This window comes from Peribacillus sp. V2I11, from assembly GCF_030817135.1.
Classification (GTDB): domain Bacteria; phylum Bacillota; class Bacilli; order Bacillales; family DSM-1321; genus Peribacillus; species Peribacillus simplex.
In genome coordinates, this window is sequence record NZ_JAUSYW010000001.1 from 172,802 (window position 1) to 198,538 (window position 25,737).

Below are 25,737 nucleotides of genomic sequence, written 5' to 3' on the forward strand. Positions count from 1 at the left end.
AAATCCAATATTAATTCCGTCAATTTGTTTAATAACTGGTTTAATTCAACAATAAGAAATAACGTATATTTAAATATTTTGCACCTTTAACTTTAAAACCTAACTACCTTCCTCCTATTACGAAGATCACTTCATTATAAAGAGGATGAAACTATACTAATTATTTTAAAAAATTAAAAGAATTTTGAAAATTCATAATTTTCGGTATTTACAAAGTTCGACTTTTTTTGTATTATTAATAACAAGAAATGATAAGGAGGTGAGGCCATTCGATTAGGTAAGGCGAAGGTATAAAGAAAATTATAGAATGTCGTGAAGAAGCTTTTAACACTTACAATCTTATGAAAGGATTTCAGGTAAATGGAAGGCGAAATAATATAAGCGACCTTGTGATTCCAAAGATGATGGATAATCAAGGTCGCTTACTTATTTATTTTAGTAAAAAATTTTTCTTCATCGATTTGACTCTCATTTTCTCTTATTAATTTTATCAACCTCTATGAAAAAGGAGATTGACAATGACATGGATGGATATTTTTACACTAGAAAACTTAATTAGAGAGAAAAAAGCCCAGTTATTAAATATAGTTGAACACCATGGACTCAATCATCTTAAAACGATTCAATGTAGCCAAGAGTTAGATCACTTATTGAATCTACATGAAAGAACAAAATACAATACAATACAATGTAAGCAGAACACGTAACTTTTCATTATACATAACCCAATTACTGTTTTCTTTTGCATATTCAACTCTACCATCTATGTCAAAACACGTCCTTTTTTGAACACATGTCATGGCGCTTTGAAATAAGTCTTTATTTGTTACCATTCACCTCATAAAACCCTGTTCATTATTCGTCAAATAACCTAATAAAATCTATCTTATTATAGAATTTAAACAAAGTTTGATCAAATTAATCCAAGAAACCAATTAAATATTATAAGGCATGTTATGATTAATATTTTTTCAAAACATGCCTTTTCTATTTATTCATTTATCAAAACGATTGATAACTTTGTTTATTTCTCCAACGCTATTGCACAAAACAGAGCAACCCTTCGAAGATGGAGATTTTATAACGGTTATAGGTATAAAATTAGTTGGTCGAAATTAATTAGTGCTTGTGCCTTGCAGGTTATTTTATATTTCGCCCATATCATCGTGATTAAAATTATTATTTTTCTATCTGCAGATACACATTTCAACGACATATATGTTCGCTATGAAATCCATTTGAGTTATTTCAGACGTTAAGTGAAAATAAAGTTTTTTAATTTACAAAAAAGTAGTTTAAAACAGAATAAAGGTTTTTAAAAATGTCAGTCATGTTATTCCATTAAAAGGGTGCGTTAGCTGAAGATCGGAGCTGTCTCTAAGGCAGCTTTTTTGTATGGAAACACAACAGTAAAAAAGCCATGCTAAAATAAACCCCCATATTCTCATTCTTTTTTTGATGGGCGTAAATGTACTATTTCGTTATTTTAACTGGCTATGCAGTTTGTTGTTCAGATGGAGCGATTGTATAGCCTTTCTTTTTTAGGTATTCGATCATTTTTAATTCTTTGTTATTTTGTTTTTCTTCAAGGTAATTTGAGCCTAGTTCATGATAAGGTTCTCCTGTTTTTAAGATGTTGTAAGCAATCGTTAATAGTAAATGGGCAGAAGCGATTCGTCCTTTCATTTTTCCTTGCCGTTTGGTAATCCTTTTTCGATGTGAAGCTATTCGATTATTTTGCCTTGATGTCGCTAATACACATTCTACGGCCATCGTTTTTAAAGCTTTATTTCCTTGTGTGGTTTTACTCGTTTTTTTTTTACCAGCACTTTCGTAATTTCCAGGACTCACACCAGCCCAAGAGGCAAGATGTTTAGCTGACTTAAATACGGACATATCTACACCCATCTCCGCAATAAAAGTAGCAGCGGCAGCTTTGTTCACACCAGGTATACCATCCAATAATTCTACTTCCTTACGATAAGGGGACAGGAGTTGATCGATTTGTTTTTCCAATTCTTCTATGGTTTGTTCTAAATAACCCATATGCTCCCAATGGTAACGCAACATATCACGATGATGACGGCGAATACGGCCATTAATTGCATTGGCAATGTCAGTTATACTTGCTTTTGTTCGCCCATCCACCATTTTTCGAAGACCATCGGTCTCTATTTTTTCACCGTTTAGAATCGCTTCAAGGATACGGCGTCCCGATACACCGAAAATATCTGATAGAACGGATGTTAGCTTGATATTAGCATCTTGAAGAATTTTGTGAATGCGATTCTGCTCTGAGGTGCGATGATGAATCAATTTTTTTCGATAACGAGTAAGATCTCGTAAATCACGAATGTCCTCCGGTGGAACAAAATTGCTTTCAATAAGTCCGCATCTTAGAAGCTTGGCAAGCCATTCGGCATCTTTCACATCAGTTTTACGCCCTGGAACATTTTTGACATGTCTGGCATTGGCCAGCACAAGGTGAAAAGAACCTTCAAGTATATTCCAAATTGGTTTCCAGTAAACTCCGGTACTCTCCATCACAACATCGGATACCTGAAGGGTAGAGAGCCAATCACTTAAAGCCAAGAGTCCCGTAGTTGTAGTCGAAAACGTTTCAATAGAGGTTTTTGGCTTTTTATCTAATGGACCAAATAATACACAGGCTACTACTGTTTCTTGGTGTACATCTAGGCCAGCACACCGTTCAATCATTGCTTCCATAGGAGAATCACCTCAAAAAAAGATTAACCATACATATGACAGTAGATTTGTAACAAAAATTTTTGTATACGTACTAGCAGTACACTAAATGGTTCTTCCATACTGTCACAACCAGTTTCTTATACAGGGTATCTTTTTTAAGATCCACAAAAAAAAGGTTCAGCCTGGTTGTATTGTTATCATCCATTATCGTCAAGGGGTTAATGGGTTAGACTCTATTTTTGAGATTAGATTTTCGTAGTAGATGGTGGCGGCGAGGAGCGCCGCCATAGGAGTTTCTTATGGAACTACCATGAAAATAAGTTTCTTTAAAAATGAAAAATGACAATACTTAAGAAGACCCTGCTCAATCGTTTAAAAAAGAGGTGAGCGTTAATTAATTAGTCTATGGATTAGGGTTGACTGGATTAAGGTCAGTATCAGTATTACACTTCCTAACCATTTTCATTCTTTTGGTGAATCGCCGATTTTTGCGATTCATGGATGGCTAACGGGGCAGGTTAGCATTCCTGTAGAGCGTTAATTATCAACTTTGAAAAAAATAGAGCTCCCCAGTAAGATATGAGTTAAGACACCACTCTAAAACTCAAAATCTTAAGGAGGAAGCTCTACTATGAATTTTAAAATGCAGAACAAACAAAATCAACTCATTGAATGAATTTCTGATCGACATCTCGTTGTTGGCGTAGATATTGCCCAACAATTCCACGTTGCTCGAGCCGTAAATTATCAAGGGATCGTAGTAGGTGATCCTCTTACTTTTGAAAATAACGAAGAAGGCTTTAACAGATTTCTAGAATGGATCAATAAACTAAAAGGTAAAAACAGCTTAGACACAACTATAGTCGGTATGGAACCTACAGGTCATTACTGGATTAACCTATCGAAATGGTTATCTAACGAAAAGATTGATGTCGTAACAGTCAATCCTCACCTTGTAAAAAGAAATAAAGAAAATCGAGATAACACTCAGTCCAAAAGTGATAAAAAAGACGCTCTCGTGATTGCGGATATGGTGAAGAATGGATACTATGCCTTTGTTCGTTCAACTCCAGAGTCTTTCGAAAAACTTCGAGTCCTTATGTCTAACCGTGACGTAATCGTTAAACGTCTCGTTAGTTCTATCAACCAATTAAATCGTTGGGTAGATGTTGTTTTTCCTGAGCTACGACAAGTGTTTAAAGATGTGAAAGCAAAGGGGCTATCGCAACTCTACGATTATTTCCGACACCAATCGAGTTACGATCGATGGAACCTCAAGATATTGTGGCCAAATGGAAATCGGTAATGAAGCGTCAGCCTGGGCTGAAAAAAGCTTATCAACTTATAGATTTAGCTAAGCGTTCTATCGGATTGCACCAAGCACATGATGCTTACAAGCTACATTTAGAACAACTACTGGAAGAGTATGATCTAGCTACAACGCAACTCGAAAGAGTGGAACAAGAAGTCACTAACGTGCTTCAACAAATTCCTTTCGCAAAGAAACTGCTGACTATAAAAGGGATCAGTGAAATCTCTTTAGCTGGCATTTTAGGGGAAGCTGGAGATTTAAGTGGATTCGACCACGGTAATTCTCTACTTCGACATGCAGGGTTACATCTTTCCGAGGCGAGCTCTGGTAAATGGAAAGGACAAATTGTCATTTCTAAACGAGGGAGATCCAGAATGCGGCGTTTCTTATACTTAGCTACGATGAGCCTTGTCATGAATAACCCTGAGTTTAAAGCGTTGCACGCCAATAATGTTAAGGTGAAAAATATAAAGAAAATGAAATCAATTATGAAATTGGTTGGTAAACTGGCTCGAGTATTTGTAGGCATAGCCAAACGAAATGAATCGTATTCTCCAGAAAAATTACAACCTTTTTCAGCACTTGATTTTCAGCTTATCTTTTGTCGAATGTTTTCTTATTCGTAGGATTTTAAAAATGCACGGAGTACCAGATTTATTGAACAAAAGGGCACTGACCCATTAGGTTAGCATAACTGGCCTCCACCCCTTGGATAGGCATGACGAAGGAATGAGAGGGCATATTTTTTTATGACCCGTTGAGACATGGGAGGGAAAGCCTCCAGGGGCGGCGTGGAGATTACGTGCATTATATGGTAAAATATAGAGTTTTCTTTTACTCCTTTATTTAACTATGTCTCCACGAAGTCATAATAATCTAAGCTCATCGCTTTTAACCGTTAATGTATCTTCAAGGGTTATGAAATCCTGCGAATAAGGGAGCATTTGAGAGATATAGCTATCATACTGAGGGAGTTCAACAAGGAAAACTTGTATAAACTGGAGAATGAAATTGGTTAGAGTTTGTTCAAAGAGGAGAAAAAGATGGATGAAAAAAACATAGCCAAGATTTTTATTGAACCTTTCCGTCAATTTGCGGTCGAATAGGAGTTGTCCATAAACGCTGTGTAATTTCATTTTCCACTCTTGACTCATTTCATATTCCACGCCTTTCCTTGATGTACATTCAAACGGTTTTACCGCGGTAACGTATTTGTTGGCATTACATCACTTCCATGACCTGGAACCATAGGTCGTTCCCCTTCCGTTCATTCAATGTTTGGTCATTGAACTACTCCCGTACTATGAGTACGTCTGACTTCTCCACCCGTTCTATGTCACTTAGGATTACCCTTATAGACTAGAACCCTGCCTGTTTGGTAAGGAGGAGACCTCACGGGGTTATCGTATTTCCCTTCAAAACATACCCTGTACCATCACGTGATAAGTCACATTTACTCGATCTGACTTCTAAAGAAAATGCCTGTAAGTGGGCTTCCTCATTTTTCGAAAAGTCGCCAACTTATCCCGCCGCCGTGCTTTACACTTCTTGCATTAGGGTCTGCTTTTTCACCTACGGGTCTCTCGACTTTCCGCATCTCCTTCAGACAATACCTCACGGTATTGCCCTAGATTAGGCTTCCCAAGCTAGGTCAGTCTCCTTGGGAATGGACTTTCACCATCTGGGATTCAAGTGCTTCATTCTTTTGCCAGTCGTTTCCATCGAAATGACGTCACTGTCGAATAAAGAAAAATGAGGGACGCTGACTGTGTCAGCATCCCATACGACTGCCCGTCGCACAAAAAGCTGCCTTAAAGACAGCTCCGATCTTCAGCTAATGCACCCTGTAGTTTAAGTACATAAGTTCACAAACTTAACTATCATTATTTTGCATTTTTAACAAAAAAAACCAATCGGTAAATCCCGATTAGCTTTTCTTATTTTCGACTTAAGCACCATTATAAACTTGTGTGGATTTTTCAGGTTAACAGATACACCTTTGTACTCAATGAATATTGTACATTTCGAGTTCTTCCAGAAAGGAATTTCTTGACCAACACTAATGTTTACCAAGGAATTTGTTTTCCATCTCTAAAGAACCCTCCGGAAGGTCCTTCAGGTCCAATCGTCGCTAACCAAAGGATAGACTCCGCCGCTTGCTTTGGCGTTCTTGGAGCCGATGGTCCACCCATATCTGAGCTTACCCATCCCGGATCGACAGCATTTATTTTGATATCACCATTGATTTCTATAGCTACCAATCGAGTCAATCCATTTAGGGCAAGTTTAGACAACTTATAAGCGCCTACTCCTTGATATGACATTTCACTCATCGCCCCATATTCTGCTTTTCCATGAGTCGAATAAAGGAATGGATCACATGGTAAACCCCAAAGAAATTAGTTGCCATCGTTTTCTCTAGAATGGACTGATCCATATTCAATAACTTTTTATTCTCATCCAAATACACGCCAGCATTATTAATCAATACGTCTAATCTTCCATACTTCTCATTTATTGCAACCGCAGCTTGATGGATGCTTTCTTGATTGGTGACATCCAACTCAACACACGAAACATCCAGATCTAACTCCTTAAGTTTTTGCGTAGCTTCATAACCCATCTTTAAATCCCGACTTGCCAAAATGACTCTAAAACCATTCATCGCCAATTGCTTGATAAGCTCATATCCAATTCCCCGATTCCCGCCGGTGACAAGTGCAACTTGTTTATCGTGTGACATTTAACTCCTCCATTTCTCGCCTAATAATAACCTTGGCTATAGGCTAGGGTAACTTTTAGATTTTTCGGCTTTTTAATCCAGGTAACACCTGGAAATTAAGTCAAAGAAAATTGGACAGGGATGATAAATCAATAATGATTAGAAAAATGTTATAGATTGTTGAATGAATACCTTATCTAGAAAGTTGTTTTATAGGACTATGCATGTAGTTTCTTAGTAAAATAAATACTACACTCAATATTAACGATATTACCCCCACTAGTATGACGTATTGTGTACCCATTTCTGATATAAATAATCCACCTACAGCTGTACCAATTGTTGTTCCTAAGTTAACGGATGATAAAAATAATCCATTAGCGAAATCAGGAGCTTCTGGAGCTGCAGACGTAATCCAATATTGATTAATATTAGTTCCTATACCAGCCAATATTCCCCAAACTAAAGTAATGATAGCCATAGGTAAAGTGAATTGTCCTAATAAGAATAATATGATGTAAACGGCTCCCAATGCAAAAGGAAAAGAAACTACAGATTTGATGGCATCTTTAGTAAGTAACTTCCCTGCCACAATGTTTCCAATAATATTTGCCCCCCCGAATATGACTAACATTAAACTAATTGATTTCCCAGAGATATTCGTAACGGTTTTAAGATACTCAGCAAGATAACTATACACCCCAAATACTGCTGAATTTAGTAAAATGACAGCAACAATGGAAAGCCATGTAATTGGTTTTTTTAATACCGATAATTGAGCTCCGTAAGAAAGTCTTTCTTTAACAGGCATAGAAGGGAATAATACTAATGTAGCAATAAATACTATAGCGTTCACGATGGCGAAAAATGCCATTGATATTTGAAACGAAACTGTACTAGCAAGAAAACTTGCGATTGGTACACCAAGTACCATACCCGCAGATACTCCAATAAAAACTTTTGAAACAGCTTTTGGAGCTTCTTCCTTGCTAACTGAGTTAGCAGCCATTGTAAAAGCTGCTGAAAAATAGATTGGATGAAATATGGCTGGAATCACACGCGCAATTATTGCAATGGCAAAGTTAGATGTAAATATAGAAACAATGTTACCTAGAACGAAAATACCAAGTACGAGTAACATTGCCTTCTTGCGATTTATCCCCGAAAATAATAAAGGCATAGTTGGACCAGATACAGCAACAACAAGGGCAAAAAGACTCACCAGCAACCCTGCTTTTGATACACTGACATGAAAGTGATCAGCAATGTAGGGTAATATCCCTATAACCCCCATTTCAGTATTTATGATGCCGAAAGCCCCTATGGTCAATGTAAATATAAGTAAATCATTTCGTTTAGACATAAAATAGATTTCCTTCTTTCTTTCTTGAAAGTGTCATTTTCTAGTTGCGTAAAGGTGAGTTATTTAAGGAGTTATCTTACCCTTATCAGTTTGTTGTTCATTCTCAGAACAGCCCGCAATTAAAGGTATTGCCAGCAAAAATATGGCTAAAAACTTTTTCGTTTTGAATGAATAGTAGAAATACATTTAATCCATTTTTTCAATTATCACTGCAAAATCGCCGTTAAGATTTTCAAGATTTTCTATGCCAGATTCAATTTCCCCTAGTTTAATAAGCCCATTTGAATATCCAAAATCCTTATAATATATAGCTAAATTACCCCACGGGGCATAATAAGTGAAGTCTCCAACTGTAGGGTCAATTCCTGATGGTGCCTCTTTACTAGATAATTCATTGGATGGATAACTAATTTTTTCCGTTCCTGCATAATCTTCAAATGTTAATGTAAGTGGGAGTAATGATAAAAAATCCTTACTTGTCGGATTATCATCCATGTTGACAATGACTTCTTCGTTGTTAAATGTTAATTTTATTCTTATATCTTCCATTTCATCTGACCCTTCATGATTTAGTGTAGAATCTTGGCTATCCCCGTTGTTTGATTCATCAGCTGTCACTCCTTCTTTGCTATTTTGATGGATAGTCAAACTTTCTTCGCTGCTTGTGTTTTCTTCATTGTTTCTGCTATTGCAAGCTGTTAAAAACATTGAAGATACTGTGAGTAATAACAGTATCTGTTGGACGGTTTTATCCATTAAATTCCCCTCTAGTGTATTTGCATCTAAGATACATTTACAAAGATTATTATGAACCTAGTATTTGTAAAAAACGCCTCAAAACGATGAGGCATTTTAAATTGAAAAGATTTTACAACCATTGTCTGAGAAGAAGCATATTGTTACATTTATTATTAGATAACTTGTTTTGTAGGACGAATTAAAATTTCACTTATAGAAACTGTTTCAGGTGTACTAATGGCATATGCCACTGCGTCAGCAACATCGCCTGATGAGAGACCATAACCTTCTGTCTGTGCATTTTTCCTTAACATTTCTTGTGCTTCAGGATCATTTATTGTGTTATATAATTCGGTATCTACTGCTCCTGGAGAAATCATTGTACTTCGAATATTGTTTTCACGCTCTTCTTGACGTAAGCCTTCCATAATGGCACGAACAGCAAATTTTGTCCCGCAATATACAGCCGAAGTTGGATATACAACATGTCCAGCTACGGAATCAGTAGCAATAATGTGGCCAGACTGTTGTTGCTTCATAATAGGTAATACAGCAGCCATTCCATTTAATACACCCATGATATTGATGTCTAACATTTGTCTCCATTCATCAAAGCGTTTTTCTGAAAGTGGAGCAGTTGGCATGACTCCGGCGTTGTTGTAGAGTACATCTACACGACCATACTTTTCAACTGCTAAATCGACAACCGCTTGCACTTCCTCTTTATTCGTTACATCTGCAACTGCATATGAAATATCAGCTTTTGGGAATGATTCAACAAGAGCTTTCAATCGATCTTCACGACGAGCGGCAATGACTAATTTTGCTCCTTCTTGTGCAAGCTTCTTTGTAGTTGCTTCACCAATTCCACTTGATGCTCCCATAATAACAACAACTTTATCTTGAATATTAGACATAATTAAAAACTCCCTTTCTTATTTGTATTGAAAATAATTCTTTTGCAACTTTAATAGTGGATATTGACTTCGCCCAACAAAGAAAAAACATCATTGGCTGATTAATCAACATCTGTTTATCATAATAAATAATAAATCGATGCATACAATGGTTAGATGAACGTGATTTGTTAATTATTGAACAAACCAATTAAAATTGTTGATTATCTTTTAGGGAAGTTAGGTAACCTAAAAATGTCGAAAATAGATAGAAGAATACCTGCCATGAAGCCACACGAAAAAGGCTTTTATTGAACTGAAAATCCAATCCAAAAATTCATTTGATATCCTTCACTTTTTTAAGTTTGGAATTCTATTCAGACAAAAAAGTGTGAATCCCGACAAGATAAGCGGGATTCACGCAGTGGATTTCACTCAAAGTACCATTGGCACACAAATTTCTATACAATCTCCAACACAATCCTTATTTTTTCTAAAGATTTTCTTTGAAGAAGGACTCGAGCTTGTCAAAGGGGATTAAATTCACCCGGTCGTACAGATCCACATGACCTGCGCCCGGAACAATATAGAGTTCCTTCGGTTCGGCCGCCAGCTTGAAGGCGTCTTCGCTGAACTCTCTGGAATGAGCGTTTTCACCCGTGATGAAAAGCATCGGACGAGGTGAAATCGTCTCTATGTCTTCGAACGGGTAAAAATTCATGAACTTGACGTTACTGGTCAGCGTAGGGTGTGTCGTGAGTTCAGGTGACGAGTCCTTGGGAGTGAATTCACCTCTTGGAGTGCGGTAGAAGTCATAAAACTCACGTTCAATGGCGGTAGAGTTTTCATTTAGTTCATGTACTGTCCCACTGGTGTATTTGGCTTTACCGTCTGTGAACTCCACATAGCGTTGCTCCGCTGCCTCTTCGAGAATCTTCTTTCTCTGCTCGAGTGTCTGCGAGTGTTTAAGCCCGTTACGGTTGGCGGCACCCATGTCGTACATACTGACTGTCGCAATGGCTTTCATGCGCGGGTCGATCTTGGCAGCGCTGATGGCAAAGCTCCCGCTGCCACAAATCCCGAGAACACCAATCCGATCCCTGTCAACAAGCGGCCGGGTTCCTAGGAAATCCAACGCAGCACTGAAACCTTCGGCATAGATATCCGGAGAAACAGCGTTGCGAGGCTGACCCTCACTCTCTCCCCAGAAAGACAAATCCAGGGACAAAGTAACGAATCCCCGTTCAGCCATTTTAGTGGCATACAGATTCGCACTTTGTTCTTTTACTGCGCCCATAGGATGCCCGACAATGATCGCGGGATTTTTGGTGTTCTTCTTCAAACCTTTGGGAATAAAAAGATTCCCTACAACATTCATGTTGTATTGATTTTTAAACTCAACCTTCTTCATGGTTACCTTGCTGCTCTTGTAAAAGTTGTCTGCTCCATTGGACATGTCCGGCGTGTATGCGGCGCCAACGCCGGTCGTGGATGCAACGATGGTCGCGGATAAAAGCAAGCCCAGTGCTATCACTGTGAGTACACCCGTGATAATAGATTTTTTTTTCATTATAAATTACCTCCTTTGTTATTTATTCTAGCGTGCTTTTTTTATATATCAAATACTCATATCTCATATCAAGATATGCTTTATAAGCATTTCTCAAACGGTTATACTAAAACATTATAAAGGAGGAGTGCTATATGGAATTTAGAGTTTTGCGATATTTTCTTACGGTTGCAAGAGAAGGAAGCATTACGGGTGCTGCTAATTTTTTGCATGTGACACAGCCAACCTTGTCAAGACAATTAAAAGACCTTGAACAAGAGTTAGGAAAAAAACTATTTATTCGCAGCAGTCACAGTATCATTCTCACAGATGAAGGAATGCTCCTGCGAAAGAGAGCAGAAGAAATCGTTGATATGGTCGATAAATTGGGTGTAGAATTTAGTTCTATGGAAGAAACAATAAGTGGTGACGTATATATAGGTGGTGGGGAAACAGACGCCATGAGACAGATTGCACGGGTAGTAAAAAATTTACAATTACGTTATCCAAATATACGGTATCACCTGTACAGCGGAAACTCAGACGATGTAAATGAACGGCTTGACAAGGGATTGCTTGACTTTGGTATTTTAATTCAACCAGCAGATTTATCAAAATACAATTATCTCGATATCCCAACCAAAGATGTTTGGGGCGTTGTTATGAGGAAAGACAGTCCCCTTGCTTTCAAAGATACCATTCAAGCAGTGGATTTATTAAATGTTCCGCTAATCTGTTCACGGCAGGCTATGAAACAAACATTGTCTAAAAATGAATTTGCAGATTGGTTTGGTGGAAATTTTGATAAATTAAACGTCGTAACTTCATACAATCTTGCGTATAATGCAGCGACCATGGTTGAAGAGGGTATTGGTTATGCAATTACCCTTGATAAAATAGTAAATACGTCTAGTGATAGTAACCTTTGTTTTAGACCGCTAGAACCAAGACTTGAATCTGGCTTAAATATTGTTTGGAAAAAGCATCAGGTTTTTTCCGCTGCTGCAGATATGTTTTTAAAAGAACTTCAGGCGAAATTTTCAAATTCTTTAACAGATGTATAGAATTTTCAGAACTTACACCTCTAGAATAAGCATTATTCTGATTTTCTGATTTGAGAGTCATTAAGCATTCTTTCAAAGAGTGCTTTTTTATTTCAAAAGAGATCTATAACATCTGGTTTTGAACCATTTCTTATCGAACTAACCTGCCCCGATCGTATTATAAAGGTCAGCCAGTTATTTCTGGTTGAACAATTTTTATATCGATATATGATAACGGTAGCCGGGGTAGAACGTTCCTGCCCGTGGGGCTTGGACCCCGTCAACTAAACAGTTCGCCCCCTACTTGTAGAAACATGATTAGGCTGGTTGAGACTAGATCTCGTATAACAAGCGAAGCTATGATACTACAAGAAGGATTAGGGGTTACCGGCAATAATATGTTTTTGGAGGAGATAAAAAATGAATCCAGTGGTTGGTCTGGATGTAGCGAAAGGTGAAAGTCAGGTTCAAGCGTTCTTGGATAAAAAGAAGCCTTATAAAAGAAGTTTTAAAGTAGCACATACCATTGAAGAACTAGAGAGCTTACACCAATATCTTAGAGAGATAGAAAACATAACAGGAATTCGACCTCCGGTCGTTTTAGAGTCTACTGGGCATTATCATACGCCCATTGTGCAGTATTTTGAGGAGAGAGGTTACTTATTAATTATCGTTAACCCACTCATTTCTTATCGTGCGAAGAGCTCTAGTTTACGGAAAGTAAAGACAGATTTAATCGATGCACGTCACCTCTGCGAGCTGTACTATAAAGAGGATTTAGAGCCTTATAAAAAACGAGGGATACAACTCTTAAATCTTCGTAATCTTTCAAGACAACATGCAAATATAACAGGTATCTATGTACAAACAAAACTACAGTTTCAGGCTGTTCTTGATCAAGTATTTCCTGAATATAGAGGGGTTTTTGGAGATTTGTATTCGGTTGTTTCTTTGCTTACTCTATTAGAATTCCCTACTTCTGAAGACATATTAGTAGTCGGTGAAGAAACTGTAGCAAATAGGATTAATGAACTTTGTCCAAGTCGTTCTAGAAAGTGGGCGAATACAAAGGCAGAGAAACTTATGGCTGCCTCAGCTCGAAATCCTTTTCAGAGAACTTTATATCAGAGTCACATTTTAAGCCTAGAGATGTATATAAAAATGCTTCTAGAATACCAAAAGCACCTATCCAGGTTTGAAGACGAGATAGATGCTTTGGCAAAAGAAATTGAAGAATATAAGATTATCCAATCCATCCCTGGAATCGGTGAAAAAATCGCTGCAACGATCATTTCTGAAATTGGAGAGATTGATCGGTTTAATCACCCTAAAAAACTAGTGGCATTTGCCGGAATTGATCCAAGTATCTTTGAATCAGGTAAATTTAAAGGCACAGTAAATCGGATTACCAAAAGAGGTTCTGGTAGACTACGACATGCCTTATATATGGCCGTTCGTTGTGCCATTCGTGATTGTCGCAAGAAGAAAACGACAGATAAAATCATCCCTCGGAACAAGAGATTACGAGAGTTTTATGATAAGAAACGTGAAGAAGGAAAGCCCTTTAAAGTAGCTGTGATAGCATGTGCCAATAAGCTTCTACAATGGATTTATGCACTATTACAAAACCATTCGACTTTCCAAGATCTAGCCTAGTTTAAAAGTATAACTAAATAGTACAAAACTTTCCAAACACAGTTCATTGGAAGGTTATTTGGCATGCACAAATTTAGTATAGCATGAAATATTTTAAGTTTTCATTGAAAAATGTTGACTAACTATTAGCTGGTTTAGTTGCATAAAGAGAAGGCTGCCCTATGTGGGTTTATAGTTAGACCTTTCTAATCCAATCTTTTGTAAGATAAATCTTTTTATTATTCGATAGGTTCTCACTGAAAAATTTCTATCTAAGAAAATAATTATTTCCCTATTACGAAAACTATTAGACACCCATTCTTCATTATGAACCCCCTCTAAAATCCATGTTTCAGAATGAATAGTATTAAAATGTACTTCTCTTTCTTCTTCAGTTCATCTAATATCTCCAGATTCATACCTTTTCCAAATAACATTATCCAATTCATAATGTGGGATATTCAACTTAGAGGATAACTCTCTTGCTAAGGTTGTTTTTCCACTACCAACTGAACCTATAATATGTATTTTATTTTAAATTTTCTTCAATAAGACCACGACCGTCATTAGAGTTCTCTATATCAAATTCATTCTATTTATATATTGGAATGCCCTCTTCCACCTCCCACTTTCCTGCCCCGAAAACAAAAATCAAGGATTGATTTCGGTTTATCATTTTTATAAAGGATTAAACTTATTTAAAACGGTACATCTTTTTTAACGGAACGACTTTGTTTTAAACTTCAACTAAGTACACCATATACAAAGTTAGTTAACATAAGAATTACTGCCATTTTTCAGAGTGTTAAATACTAATAATCAAAAAAGATCCATCATTCTCAAGCATATGCTTATATTTACATGCATGATATCTTTTTAATTCGTATAATAGAATAAAGGGGAATCAAAATGAGTCTAATTTACAAAAAGAGGGAGCAGATTTGTTCTGTGGAACCAAAAGGCGAAGAAATAAACAGTTTAGCATTAAAAGTCAAAGATATTATCCAATCTTCAGGATGTCAAAATGAAGATGTAATCTTTCTGTGTATTGGTTCAGACCGATCAGTTGGGGATTCATTGGGCCCTTTAGTCGGGACGATGCTTAAAGAACATACGGTGCCTTATCGTGTTTACGGTACTTTGGAAAATCCCGTTCATGCATTTAATTTAAAAGACACGTTGAAAGAAATTAAAAAACAATTCAAAAAGCCTCTTATTTTTAGTGTGGATGCTTGTTTAGGGGATCAAAACCAGGTCGGTTATGTTTTCTTGAAGGATGGACCTCTTGTCCCAGGGAAAGCTTTAAAAAAAGTATTACCTGAAGTGGGAGACTATCATATTATAGGAATGGTAAATTATATAGATCCGCTGCCAACGATGCAATTTTTAAATGATACTCGTCTATACACGGTTATGAACCTGGCGAATAAAATCGTAAAAATCATTACTCAAGCGACCGGCGAGACTTCTGGAATTAAATAAAAGAATGGGCTGTGCCAAAGTTGGTTTTGGCACAGCCCTTCTTTGTTTAAGTTCGAAGAATTTATTAGATAACATTATCCTTAAATAATAGCACCTGTCAAGATAGCAACAATGATAAGGACTAATGAACAAATTAGGGCCCATTTAAATGCATAGCGCTGTAGTTCCCCGATATCTGTCTTTACCATCCCTACCAGTAAAAGAGTCGATGCCACGAGTGGACTTAAGAAATGTACAGGCTGGCCCAGTACGGAAGCTCTGGCAATTTCTAAAGGACTCACCCCATAAGCTTCTCCAGCTTCGGCAAGAATTGGCAAAACACCAAAGTAGTAAGCATCATTGGATAAAACGAACGTAAATGGCATGCTGGTGAATGCAACGACCATCGGTAAAAAAGAGCCTAAAGAATCCGGAATGATGGCCACTAATGAATTTGCAATGGCGTCTACCATTTTCGTTCCGGAAAAGATCCCTGTGAAAATACCAGCCGCAAATACTAATGTGACAACGGTTATAGCGTTTCCTGCATGTGACACGATTCGCTCTTTTTGCTGATCTAGATTTGGGTAATTAATGATTGAAGCAAGCACAAACCCGATTAGAAACAACACTGGTACCGGTACTAAGCCCATTACAAGAACGACCATGACTGTGAGCGTCAACAAAAGATTGACCCATATTAATTTAGGGCGCTTTAAATCGTCTTGTATGGCGGAAGCTACCGCTGCTTCAGCAAGAGCCCCTTTCATTTCAGGTGCAGCTTTGATATAAACAACGCCAAGCCTTTTGCGCTCTTTTTTCCCAAGTACATAAGCGGTAAAAAGAATAGCTGCTATTCCTGCGAATAGTGTTGGGATTATCGGGACAAAGAATTCATTTGGATCCAGACCTAAAGATGCTATTGCTCTTGTTGCAGGTCCTCCCCAAGGAGTCATACCACTCATAATACTGACAGCCAGCAAAGAAATAGTGGCAAGAATAAGTGGATTCATACCAAGTCGTAAGTAAAGGGGCAGCATAGCGGAAATCGTAATCATATGAGTCGTGGTACCATCACCATCTAAGGCAACGGTCATTGCGATTACGGCTGTTCCTATCGCTATTTTAACAGGATCCCCTTTTACGATTTTTAACATAGTTTTAATAAGTGGATCAAATAATCCAGCATCAATCAGAACTCCGAAAAACAAAATAGCGAACAATAGCAAAGCGGCTGAAGGTGCGACAACCTTTATTCCATCCAGCATCATATCTCCGAGCTCTGTACCAAATCCGCCAATTAATGCAAAGATAATTGGAATGACTACAAGAGAATTAACAGGCGATAACCGTTTAGACATGATTAAATAAGTAAAGACAACGACCATTGAAATTCCAAGTAACGTTAGAATATGAATCCCCTCCTATTTGAGAAACCGCTTACAAATCAGATAAAAAGTTTGAATAGTTAAAAAATATTACATATTATTTTCTGTTTCCCTGTTACTTTGTTTTCCATTTTTAGAATAGTTCATATCATTAAATAAGTGAAATACATATTTTTTGTACTTTTTCGAAAAAAAAACTTATAATCCATTTTATATTAAATTAAGAAATCAAAAAGCACAATGAAATTGTCAATAATATCATTGTGCTTTTTCGTTAAAGATTGGAATTTTTATTCAAGAAATCAATAAAGTTTTTCACAGTAGAGAGTTTTAATGAATCCTGGTTATACATTAACCATGTATTTCTTAACACCGGCTTCCCATTTTTGTAGGATAACCCGTATGTATGCAAATTATCTGAAGGCTGCAGGCATATTTCCGGCAGAATAGAAACACCAAGATCATTTTTGACCATCTCTTTGCACGTCTCCTGCCGATCTGTTTCCATAGTTACAAATGGTGGCTCCGGGAATCTATCATGCCACCAGCCATTTATTAAGTTTTTTAAAGAACTGTCGGTTTTATAATTTATGAATGGAAGTTCTGGCAAATTATCTAAGTCTACCTCTTTCTTAGAAATTAAACAAAGTCTTTCTTTATGCAGTAGCGATTTGATTCCATACCATTCATAATTTCCACGCAGGATGCCTAATTGAACACTTGAGGAATCCAGAAGATGCATGATTTCAGTACTCCACCCTGTATTCACATTAAATTGTACATGAGGATATTGTGTTGAAAACTTTTTCAATATTTCTGGTAGTTTATATTGGGCAAAGTTGCTGGAAACGCCAAGCCTTAACGTTCCTCTTACCTCATTTTTCATATTCAGCATATAATCTTTGGTTTTTTGCAACTTTTTCACCATTTCTTCCGCATAGCCCGCTAAATGTATCCCTTCCGAAGTGAACTCAATGCCTCCTTTTATTTTGAAAAATAAGTTCGTGCTAAATTCTTTTTCTAAATTTTTAAGCCGATACGTTAACGCCGGCTGCGATATATATAAACGCTCTGCGGCGCGGCTAATGTTTTTTTCTTCATATAGTACCCTTATCGCAATCCAATCTTTTTCGTCCACTTAACCATCTCCCACTTTTTAGATTATAAGTTTTTTTAACATTTTTATTAAAAAAATATGTATTTTACTTATGAACAAACTTATCATACTATATTTTCAAAGGAACCGGTAGTGCTATAAATATTGGTTGAGAAAAGGTGGTAATACAATGAAAGTACCAGTAGTTGTAATGCGCGGCGGGACAAGTAAAGGTGTGTTCCTTAACTTTGAACATATGCCTTCGAATCCCTTACACTGGGAAGGTTTCTTACTTGACGTGATGGGCAGTCCGGATCGGAGACAGATTGATGGACTTGGAGGAGCGAATTCATTGACAAGTAAAGCAGCGATTATCAAAAAATCAGATTCATCAGAATTCGATGTGGAATATACATTTGCTCAGATTAGCATCGATAATCAAATGGTTGATTTTAAAGGAAATTGTGGAAATATTTCATCTGCTGTAGGACCTTACGCAATTGAGCAAGGATTAGTCCCTGCAATAGAACCTGTTACAACGGTGAAAATTTTTAACGTGAATACACAAAAATTGATTATTGCAGAAGTAGAGGTTGAGAATGGACAAGTAAAATCAGAAGGATGCTGCTCAATTCCTGGGGTGCCTGGTAAAGGATCACCTATCTATCTTTCTTTTACTCGTGCAGAAGGAGCAGTTACAGGAAAACTTTTCCCTACAGGAAATCCGATTGACATGATTAAAACCAAGGATCGACTTATTCAAGTTTCAATTATTGATGTTGCCAATCCACTCGTTTTTGTAAGGGCACAGGATATTGGTCTAAACGGAAGCGAATTGCCTACTGATTATTCACAGGAAAAATTAAATGAACTGGAAGAAATCCGGTCAATTGCAGCTGAAATGTGTCAATTTTCCGATAAGAAATCAGCTACTGTCAAATCTCCTGCTGTGCCTAAAATGACCCTAATTGCTCCTCCTATGGATTACGTCGATCTAAACGGATCGGAAAGAAAAGCGTCAGAGATGGATTTGATGATCCGAATGATGTCCATGCAAAAGCCCCATCAAGCGCTTGCTATTACAGGCGCCATCTGTGCAACAGCAGGAGCTTACTTACAGGAAACGGTTTTATCTGAAATGGTGAACATTAAACACGAAATTTTTCGATTAGCCCACCCGGCCGGGATAATGGAGACAAAGGTTGATTTCTTGGCAGGACACATACGCGCTATTAAAGTGGTACGCACAGCAAGAATCATTATGGAGGGATACGTGTACACGAAAAAAAATTACGAGCTTTCCTATCAATTAGCTTAATTTGAATTCATTTTATTTACAGCACAAAAAACTATTTATTAATTGGAGGCTTTTTAATGTGGGTCATCACTGTCTTTTTAAAAGGAAATATTAAAATATTTGAATTTGACACAGAAAAAGAAGCGAAAGAAATATTCAATAATATTAAAGGCAATAAAATTCTTTCTGAAATTGTTTACTTCAATGATCCTTGTTTTGTATAAGTGAGTATTCAATAGAGCCTAGACTCTAATGTATCTCCAACTAACCGATGCCTACAAAATTCAATTATAAAATAGGATTGAGAATAGAAAAAAATTTTCCTAGGAAAGCTAAAACCCTTATACAAATTTGGGTATGGATACTGAATCCAGATTTTCATGGTAACTAGAGTATACAAAAAGAAAGCTAATTGCTATCTATCATCCTTGTTTAGGGGAAAATATCAATAAACCAATCCGCTACCCTTTTTCACATGCTTTATTTTAGGATAAACAGCAATTTAAATAAAATCATACAAAGTATTGATAACTGGTAACTCTTCATAAGCCAGACTTTATGCACGATAATGCCCATCTGATCCATTCAAGCTGGTGCTAAACTCGAAAAGCTGGTAATGAAGAATCTTATTGTCCGGCCATCAGGAGGCATAAAGCTATACAATCACTCCACTGAAAAAACTGCAATAGATAAACTGTTACTAAGTTTGACCTTTTATAATCCTAAATGATATGAGTTTTAGTCAAAGCATAAAGACTTTTATATTTTAAAATACCAAACAGCCAAGGACTTTTTTAAGCCTTGGCTGTTTTTCATTCTTCTACTTCACGTATCTCTATTATTTTTTGGACACATTCTTATCTAATAAACCATTCAAGGAAAAGACTCAGTGATTATTGATCGTTTCAACCTTTTCTTGAGTATAGCGGGCTGCGGATGAACCAGCTAATTTTCCAAAGACTGCTCCAGACATTAACCCGGATCCACCAGGATAGTTTTCATAAAAAATCCCCCCAATCATTTCACCAGCCGCAAAGAGACCTTTTATCGGTTGTTCTTCTTTGTCTAACACATGACCCGTTGTATCTACATGCAAGCCACCGAACGAGAAGGTGATTCCGCACGTTACAGGGAAAGCGTAGAATGGACCTTGCTCAATTCGAAGTGCCCAGTTAGTTTTAGGAGGGGTAATTCCTTTCGTTCCTTTGCCATCTTTCTCTGCAGGTCTATACTCGCCATCTTGTACGGCACTGTTATACTCTTCGATCGTTTTAAGGAATTGTGTTTGATTGACCGGCAGTAAACTAGCCAACTCTCCAAGCGTATCTGCTTTATAAATAGTCGCTTCTTCAAGGTCATATTCTTTACGCAGCATCGGGCGTACCTGTGCATCATAAATTTGATATGCCACATGTCCAGGCTGTTTTAATACCTCACGGCCGTATTTGGCATAGGTGTAATTTCGCAAATCTGCTCCTTCATCAACAAAGCGTTTCCCTTCATTATTAAGCATGACGCTGTACGGATAAGAATGCTTTTTAAAAATATCTCCCGGCTTCGTGAAGTCTCCTACTTTTGGCGCATTATAATCTGTCCCAATAGAATGACATCCAGACCACTGCCCAAATTTTTGAGCCCCCACTGCCAAAGCCATGGAAATGCCGTCTCCTGTGTTGAACTCGGTTCCACGAACAATAGCCGCTTCCCATTCTTCACCAATATTTTCACTTCTCATTTTCTTATTGCCTTCAAAGCCGCCACAAGCCAAAATCACACCGGATGTCTGAACAGTTACCATTGTATGATCCTTCTCAACAACGACACCGGTTATTGTGTTATGCTCTGATACAAGCTCCATAGCACGTGAATCGTACCAAACGTCGATGCCAATTTCTTCTGTCCGCCTAAAGAGCTGTCTCATTAAGCCAACGCCTTTATCCTCCGTTTTGATAGGCAGTCCTCCCCAGAAATTGCGCTTGCCATCTTGTACGAAAGATTGATTTTCATAATTCAATTCAAATTTTATTCCCTGATCACGCATCCACGCAATTGTTTCATACGATCTAGAAACCAGCTGTTTTGCTAACTCAGGATTACTTTGTCCACCTGTTACTCGCATTAGATCATTGTAATAATCGGATTCCGTGTATTCAGGCATTACAATTAACTCGGATTCTTCATCTGTTAATTCAGGTATTATATTTCTGATTGCGTCTAAATTATTGTATGCAACACGAATGGCTCCATCCGTGAAGAAAGAGTTCCCTCCACGCTTTTCCACTGGTCCCCGTTCTAAAACAAGAACTCTAGCACCTCCCTCTTTTGCTGAGATTGCGGCACATAAAGCTGCGTTTCCTGCCCCTACTACAACTACATCATAATTTTGTGTATTTGACATTTTTACCCCTCCTGTTAAGTAGTGATGACTCTTCAGGTAAATAATAAGTGAAAATAATGAATAAAAATAATATTGTTTTTTTATTCATTGCCATAGAAAAATTTTATGAAAAAATGCTGGAAACGAAAACTATAGTGAGTCTATTGATTTACATAAAAAAGATAGATTTCTTTTATTCATTAGTTGTATTATACTTTTAGAAATCAAATAAATTATCATTATTTATAATTACGCATAAATATTTTTTATGGTTAAAGGAGGAAAATTTTATGGATGAAAAAGACTGGCTTATTTTAATTACTCTTTACGAAGAAAGAAATATAACAAAGGCAGCACAACGACTATTTATTTCTCAACCAGCATTATCCTATCGTATAAAACAGCTGGAAAAAGAGTTCAAAACAAATTTACTCTCTAGAGGCAAAAGAGGTGTCGAGTTTACTGTTGAAGGGGAATACCTCGTTCAATATTCGAAAAATATGCGTAAGCAATTAGGAGTTGCAAAAGAACACATTTCAAATTTGGATAAAAAAGTAAAAGGGACTTTGCGATTGGGTGTATCTGGCTTGTTTGCCCGATATAAACTGCCAGTATTATTAAAAGAATTTCTAACCCTATATCCAGAGGTTGAAATTAGTTTGAAAACTGGATGGAGTTCTCAAATTCATCAAATGCTTCAAAAAGAAGAAGCACACCTCGGGATAGTTAGAGGTCCTTACAAATGGCAGGAAAATAAAGTGTTATTTCAAGAAGAAAAGATTTGTATTGCCTCCAGTAAAAAAATTGAATTAAAAGAACTTCCTTTTCTTCCTAGAGTTAATTATCAGACAGACCAATCCTTAAGAAATACTATTGAAAACTGGTGGCAGGAAACATTTGCGGTACCACCTAAGATTTCAATGGAGGTAGATCGGATTGAAACATGTAAAGAACTGGTTCTTAATGGTTTAGGATATGCCATTTTACCAGAAATCTGTATTAAAAATGATGAACCACTGTATACTTTCCCCATTGTATTATCCGATAATAGCTATTTGCTTAGAGAAACTTGGGTTTTTTATCGGGATGTAACTATGGATTTGGCACAAGTAAAAGCATTTATTGATTTTCTTAATGATTCTAAACAATAGAAACAAGGACGAATCGAAATAAAAATAAGACGAAGGAAGAGAATTAATATGAAAAAGTGGGATTTAAATAATGCAAGCAAGACAATCCAATTTTCAGTTGCACTTCTAACTGCTTTTATTGGAGGCGGCCTTTTCTCTCTTATCAGGTTGCCAATCCCCTGGCTTCTAGGTCCAATGGCAGCCCTATTAATTGCATCACGTTTCAAAAACGTTAAATTAATTTGGCCCGTTTCGATGAGAAATACTGGATTAATTATTGTAGGTTATTCAATTGGCATCTCCTTTACCAAGAGCTCACTGTCTGACATGATTAGTCACCTTCCCTCAATGTTGATCCTTACTACCTTAATTGTCCTTGTGTGTGTATGTTCAGCTTTTGTTATGTCAAAATATTCCGGAATTGACTATCCTACCTCCTTAACGAGTAGTATTCCTGGAGGTTTGTCACAAATCGTTGTATTTGCAGAAGAAATGAAAGGTATTGATATTACGACAGTAACCTTTTTCCATGTTACAAGAGTGATAATGGTTGTTTTCTTAGTTTCCCTTTTAATTTTCAGCCCCATTTTTGCAGCGAAAAGTACCAATGACTCATCTAAAATGATGGATATCGTTATTCCAGAGTGGAGTGATTTATTTCCACTTATCTTTCTGTTCGCGATTATTTGTTTTCTCGCAGCAAGAATTGGTAAAGTATTCAAATTACCCGCTCCTTACTTTTTAGGACCAGTAATCGTTGCTGCTGCAATAGGCCTTTTTGGTTTACAGGGACCACCACTTCCTCCTTCACTTCTTGATATATCTCAATTTATGGTTGGCGGTTATATCGGTTTACTATTAAAACCGGAACAACTTGACAACAAAAGGAAAACCTTATTATTGGCTTTGCTGAACGGACTAATTTTGATCTGCGCAACAATGTTTTTTAGTTTTCTACTGACCCAGTATTATGATTTATCGACTATTACGGGTTTTTTAAGTTTAGCCCCTGGTGGAATGGATCAAATGGGAATCATTGCACAAGAAGTAAATGCTGATGTATCTACTGTTACCAGCTATCAACTATTTCGGATGGCTTTTATTTATGCCGCAGTGCCTCCATTACTAAGATTGGTATTAAAATTAAGTTTAAGAAAAAAAGACAAGAACAGTAACGTAAAACTAAATGTTAAATAAAAAAGGAGGGAGCTTTGCTCAAGGGCACTGAAAAAGTCTGATTTATAAATAAAAGAAGGTTATCATCCACGATATTTAGATGATGACCTTCTTTTTAAATACTAAAAGTAGCATTAAATATTAAAAAAATTTCGTTATTGAATCACTTATCCTTTAGCTTTCTTTGCTCTCCTCCCCATTCTTTTTTAAAGAATAAATTATTTTGATACCAATACAAAAAAAATATGTATTTAACTTATTGTTCTCTCTGTATTACCTTTAATAAAGAAAAGCGCATAGGCATAGTGTAAAACTTATTAATCTACCAGTTAATTTTTCTGAAGAGTCACTAAATTATTTCTTAGTCATCCAGAGATCAATTGAAAGCGCATTCAAAATTTGGGAGGGGATTTAATAATGTTTCTTACAATTTTAGGCATCTCCATGGTTACCGTTTTTACCTATTTAATCATGTCCAAACGTTTATCACCCATTGTTGCTTTAACATTAGTTCCGATCGTTTTTGCGGCAGTTGGTGGTTTTGGAAGTAAAATTGGCACTATGATGATGGAAGGCATTAAGCTAGTCGCTCCTTCTGCAGCTCTATTATTATTCGCCATATTGTTTTTTGGTATTATGATAGACACGGGCTTATTTGACCCACTTATCAAAAAGTTATTAGAAGTTGTCAAGGGAGATCCTGTCAAAATTTCGATGGGTACCACAATTCTTGCATTACTCGTGGCCCTAGATGGAGACGGTACAACAACGTATATCATTACTGTTTCAGCTATGTATCCACTTTATAAACGAATCGGTATGAATCCATTGGTTTTAGCCACGGTAGCCATGCTAGCTTTAAGTGTTATGAGTGGCATGACCCCCTGGGGTGGACCTGCTACCCGAGCAATAGCAGTATTGGGACTTGATGCATCCGAATTTTTTGTTCCACTTATTCCTACCATGATCGGTGGTGCTCTTTGGGTTATTTTCGTCGCATTTATTTTAGGGAAAAAAGAACGTAAACGACTGGGTGTAATACACATAGAAGAGTTGAACAATGAAATAGCTGCTACTGTAGAAAATGAAGCCACTGAAACATTTCCTCATATTGACATTAAACGCCCTCGTTTTTTGTGGGTTAACTTATTAATTGTGGTAGGCATTATGGTCATTCTTATTATGGGATTGGTACCTTCCCCTATTTTATTTTTGGTCGGTTTCACTATTGCTTTAATGATTAACTACCCTAATCTGGAAATGCAAAAAAGACGTATATTAGCACATTCTGGAAACGCTTTAATTGTCGTTCTATTAGTTTTTGCGGCAGGAGTATTTGCAGGAATCTTTTCCGGTACAAAAATGGTTGATGCTATTGCTAATGGACTGGTTGCGATAATACCTGCTTCATTAGGACAGTTTTTTCCTGTCATTGTTGGCATTACAAGTATGCCATTCACTTTCGTTTTGTCGAATGATGCCTATTATTTTGGAGTTCTCCCTATTCTTGCAGAAGCAGCTTCAGCCTATGGTATTAGCCCGTTAGAAATTGCTCGGGCTTCTATATTGGGACAACCCGCTCATTTAATGAGTCCACTTGTTGCATCAACGATTCTATTAGTTGGCATGGTTGATAAAGACCTTGGTGAATATCAGAAATTCGCATACAAATGGGCCATCTTGACATCGTTAATCTTAACAGTATTAGCTATAATTAGTGGTGCTATTTCTTTTATGTAAATTATATAAGCCCTTGTATACTTGTTTGCAAGGTAATATCCGCAGGATCCTTTCCAAAAACGCTACTAAGGACTTTTGATCAATTTCATAATGATGAGGAACTAA

18 protein-coding genes and 3 pseudogenes are annotated in these 25,737 nt (G+C 36.9%); 10 read left to right on the forward strand and 11 right to left on the reverse strand.

What is annotated here, in order from left to right; translation table 11 throughout:
* Positions 1 to 527 precede the first annotated feature (527 nt).
* Positions 528 to 707: an aspartyl-phosphate phosphatase Spo0E family protein gene (locus tag QFZ73_RS00760; RefSeq protein WP_251434160.1), complete on the forward strand. Its 180-nt coding sequence runs from the start codon at positions 528 to 530 to the stop codon at positions 705 to 707.
* 787 nt (positions 708 to 1,494) lie between these two features.
* Here the strand turns inward: QFZ73_RS00760 and QFZ73_RS00765 are convergent.
* On the reverse strand, positions 1,495 to 2,727 hold the full coding sequence (locus QFZ73_RS00765; RefSeq protein WP_307261918.1) for an IS110 family RNA-guided transposase: 1,233 nt from the start codon (positions 2,725 to 2,727) through the stop codon (positions 1,495 to 1,497).
* 658 nt (positions 2,728 to 3,385) lie between these two features.
* Here QFZ73_RS00765 and QFZ73_RS00770 point away from each other — a divergent pair.
* A pseudogene (locus tag QFZ73_RS00770) lies at positions 3,386 to 4,647 on the forward strand (IS110 family RNA-guided transposase).
* A gap of 240 nt (positions 4,648 to 4,887) precedes the next feature.
* On the opposite strand, the gene QFZ73_RS00775 reads toward QFZ73_RS00770, so the two are convergent.
* The 6 genes and pseudogenes from QFZ73_RS00775 to QFZ73_RS00800 form a co-directional block, all read right to left on the reverse strand.
* Positions 4,888 to 5,175 carry a hypothetical protein gene (locus QFZ73_RS00775; RefSeq protein ID WP_307261920.1) on the reverse strand — a complete coding sequence of 96 codons (288 nt, stop codon included), beginning with the start codon at positions 5,173 to 5,175 and terminating at the stop codon, positions 4,888 to 4,890.
* A gap of 912 nt (positions 5,176 to 6,087) precedes the next feature.
* Positions 6,088 to 6,764, reverse strand: a pseudogene (locus QFZ73_RS00780) (SDR family NAD(P)-dependent oxidoreductase).
* 172 nt (positions 6,765 to 6,936) lie between these two features.
* On the reverse strand, positions 6,937 to 8,106 hold the full coding sequence (locus QFZ73_RS00785; RefSeq protein ID WP_307261922.1) for an MFS transporter: 1,170 nt from the start codon (positions 8,104 to 8,106) through the stop codon (positions 6,937 to 6,939).
* A gap of 186 nt (positions 8,107 to 8,292) precedes the next feature.
* Positions 8,293 to 8,862 carry a cyclophilin-like fold protein gene (locus tag QFZ73_RS00790; protein ID WP_307261924.1) on the reverse strand — a complete coding sequence of 190 codons (570 nt, stop codon included), beginning with the start codon at positions 8,860 to 8,862 and terminating at the stop codon, positions 8,293 to 8,295.
* A 155-nt stretch (positions 8,863 to 9,017) separates the two neighbouring features.
* Positions 9,018 to 9,761: an SDR family oxidoreductase gene (locus QFZ73_RS00795; protein ID WP_307261926.1), complete on the reverse strand. Its 744-nt coding sequence runs from the start codon at positions 9,759 to 9,761 to the stop codon at positions 9,018 to 9,020.
* Between the two features lie 472 nt (positions 9,762 to 10,233).
* The gene (locus QFZ73_RS00800; RefSeq protein ID WP_307261929.1) at positions 10,234 to 11,310 is read right to left on the reverse strand and encodes an alpha/beta hydrolase; all 1,077 of its coding nucleotides are present in this window, start codon (positions 11,308 to 11,310) and stop codon (positions 10,234 to 10,236) included.
* 134 nt (positions 11,311 to 11,444) lie between these two features.
* Here QFZ73_RS00800 and QFZ73_RS00805 point away from each other — a divergent pair, with 134 nt between their 5' ends.
* Positions 11,445 to 12,353, forward strand: coding sequence for a LysR family transcriptional regulator (locus QFZ73_RS00805; protein ID WP_307261931.1), 909 nt, complete (start codon positions 11,445 to 11,447; stop codon positions 12,351 to 12,353).
* Positions 12,354 to 12,752: 399 nt separating this feature from the next.
* The gene (locus QFZ73_RS00810) at positions 12,753 to 13,988 is read left to right on the forward strand and encodes an IS110 family RNA-guided transposase (protein ID WP_307261933.1); all 1,236 of its coding nucleotides are present in this window, start codon (positions 12,753 to 12,755) and stop codon (positions 13,986 to 13,988) included.
* Between the two features lie 162 nt (positions 13,989 to 14,150).
* Here QFZ73_RS00810 and QFZ73_RS00815 read toward each other — a convergent pair.
* Positions 14,151 to 14,495 (reverse strand): annotated as a pseudogene (locus QFZ73_RS00815) (shikimate kinase); the annotation flags it as partial.
* Between the two features lie 381 nt (positions 14,496 to 14,876).
* On the opposite strand from QFZ73_RS00815, the gene yyaC reads away from it, so the two are divergent.
* Positions 14,877 to 15,449 (forward strand): spore protease YyaC, encoded by a 573-nt coding sequence (gene yyaC / locus QFZ73_RS00820; protein WP_307261935.1) that lies wholly within the window; start codon positions 14,877 to 14,879, stop codon positions 15,447 to 15,449.
* 80 nt (positions 15,450 to 15,529) lie between these two features.
* Here the strand turns inward: yyaC and QFZ73_RS00825 are convergent, their stop codons facing one another.
* Both QFZ73_RS00825 and QFZ73_RS00830 read right to left on the reverse strand, forming a co-directional pair.
* On the reverse strand, positions 15,530 to 16,840 hold the full coding sequence (locus QFZ73_RS00825; RefSeq protein WP_307272512.1) for a CitMHS family transporter: 1,311 nt from the start codon (positions 16,838 to 16,840) through the stop codon (positions 15,530 to 15,532).
* Positions 16,841 to 17,090: 250 nt separating this feature from the next.
* Positions 17,091 to 17,954, reverse strand: a complete 864-nt coding sequence (locus QFZ73_RS00830) for a LysR family transcriptional regulator (protein ID WP_034313052.1) — start codon at positions 17,952 to 17,954, stop codon at positions 17,091 to 17,093.
* Positions 17,955 to 18,102: 148 nt separating this feature from the next.
* On the opposite strand from QFZ73_RS00830, the gene QFZ73_RS00835 reads away from it, so the two are divergent.
* Together QFZ73_RS00835 and QFZ73_RS00840 are read left to right on the forward strand one after the other, a co-directional pair.
* Positions 18,103 to 19,230, forward strand: a complete 1,128-nt coding sequence (locus QFZ73_RS00835; protein ID WP_251434080.1) for a 2-methylaconitate cis-trans isomerase PrpF family protein — start codon at positions 18,103 to 18,105, stop codon at positions 19,228 to 19,230.
* A 56-nt stretch (positions 19,231 to 19,286) separates the two neighbouring features.
* Entirely contained in the window at positions 19,287 to 19,433 is a 147-nt protein-coding gene (locus tag QFZ73_RS00840; RefSeq protein ID WP_251434078.1) for a hypothetical protein, read from the forward strand.
* 662 nt (positions 19,434 to 20,095) lie between these two features.
* Here the strand turns inward: QFZ73_RS00840 and tcuA are convergent.
* A complete protein-coding gene (gene tcuA / locus QFZ73_RS00845; RefSeq protein ID WP_373458984.1) occupies positions 20,096 to 21,643 on the reverse strand; it encodes an FAD-dependent tricarballylate dehydrogenase TcuA in 1,548 nt (515 codons plus the stop codon).
* 233 nt (positions 21,644 to 21,876) lie between these two features.
* Here tcuA and QFZ73_RS00850 point away from each other — a divergent pair, with 233 nt between their 5' ends.
* The 3 genes from QFZ73_RS00850 to QFZ73_RS00860 all read left to right on the forward strand — a co-directional run bounded on the left by QFZ73_RS00850 (position 21,877) and on the right by QFZ73_RS00860 (position 25,632).
* Positions 21,877 to 22,737, forward strand: coding sequence for a LysR family transcriptional regulator (locus QFZ73_RS00850; protein WP_307261945.1), 861 nt, complete (start codon positions 21,877 to 21,879; stop codon positions 22,735 to 22,737).
* 48 nt (positions 22,738 to 22,785) lie between these two features.
* A complete protein-coding gene (locus QFZ73_RS00855) occupies positions 22,786 to 23,913 on the forward strand; it encodes an AbrB family transcriptional regulator (protein ID WP_307261947.1) in 1,128 nt (375 codons plus the stop codon).
* A 396-nt stretch (positions 23,914 to 24,309) separates the two neighbouring features.
* Entirely contained in the window at positions 24,310 to 25,632 is a 1,323-nt protein-coding gene (locus QFZ73_RS00860) for a CitMHS family transporter (RefSeq protein ID WP_251434068.1), read from the forward strand.
* Positions 25,633 to 25,737 lie beyond the last annotated feature (105 nt).